The sequence below is a fragment of the Protofrankia sp. Cj3 genome, assembly GCF_917627355.1.
GTDB lineage: Bacteria > Actinomycetota > Actinomycetes > Frankiales > Frankiaceae > Protofrankia.
The window spans coordinates 2,424-3,349 of sequence record NZ_CAKJTR010000284.1 but is presented as its reverse complement, the minus strand read 5'-3'; the positions used below and the strand labels follow the sequence as shown (position 1 = coordinate 3,349).

Annotated in this window: 1 protein-coding gene and 1 tRNA gene; both read right to left on the bottom strand. The window is 68.9% G+C overall.

All coding sequences use genetic code 11. The features are described from left to right. Window position 1: 1 nt before the first annotated feature. Window positions 2-82: transfer RNA gene (locus MJ783_RS22365), tRNA-Leu, on the bottom strand. A 284-nt stretch (window positions 83-366) separates the two neighbouring features. Continuing rightward, the gene (gene bcp / locus MJ783_RS22360; RefSeq protein WP_239313652.1) at window positions 367-855 is read right to left on the bottom strand and encodes a thioredoxin-dependent thiol peroxidase; all 489 of its coding nucleotides are present in this window, start codon (window positions 853-855) and stop codon (window positions 367-369) included. Window positions 856-926: the final 71 nt, after the last annotated feature.

Here is a 926-nt window from a genome sequence, read left to right as displayed (position 1 = left end):
GTGCGGGAGGGGGGACTTGAACCCCCACGCCCGAAGGCGGCAGATCCTAAGTCTGCTGCGTCTGCCATTCCGCCACTCCCGCGCAGGTACCACAGTAGCGATTGGCGGCCGCTGTTCGTCCACCGGTTTTCCCGTACGCAGGAGAGGATGCGCCGTGGGGAGTCCCGGTGGGCGCCGCCGGTGGCCGCGGTCCCACCCGTGGATCGCGGCCACCGGAGACAGGGCGTGGGAGGCGGCCAGGGACTGGCGATGCGCCTGACGGCCTCCCACATCCAGCCTGCCCGCCCAGCCGCCCTACGGCCAGGGACCTCCGGCTCGGTTGCCGGGTAACTCCGGCAGGTGTGGGCGGCCCTCCCGCGGGCACGGTCAACCGGCCAGCTCAAGATCACGGATGAGCTTGGCGACGTGGCCGGTCGCCCGGACGTTGTACATCGCCTTCTCAATCTTTCCCTCGGCGTCCACCACAAAGGTCGAGCGGATCACGCCGAGAGTTTTCTTGCCGTACAGGGTCTTCTCGCCGTAGGCGCCGTAGGCCGTGAGCACCGCGCGGTCCGGGTCGGACAGCAGCGGGAACGTGAGCTTCTCGTTGTCACGGAACTTCGCCAGCTTCGCCGGCTTGTCCGGCGAGACGCCGAGCACGTCGATGCCGGCGTTGTTCAGCTGGACGAGGCTGTCCCGGAAGTCGCAGGCCTGCTTGGTGCACCCGGGTGTGGAGGCCGCCGGGTAGAAGTACACGATCACCCGTCTCCCCCGGTAGGCGGTGAGGGGGACGTTGTTGCCGTCGGCGTCGGGCAGGGTGAAGTCCGGGGCTGCGTCACCGGGGGTGAGACGGGCAACTGCGGCGGTCTCGGTCATGGTCGGAAAGCTAGTCGGACGCCCGCCCTGTCGCAAACCCGCTCGTCTGCTCACCGGGAAGTGACTGCTCC

Coding starts and splice junctions, on each gene's coding strand:
- bcp (WP_239313652.1), bottom strand. CDS start 855: ATGACCGAGACCGCCGCAGTTGCCCGTCTCACCCCCGGTGACGCAGCC.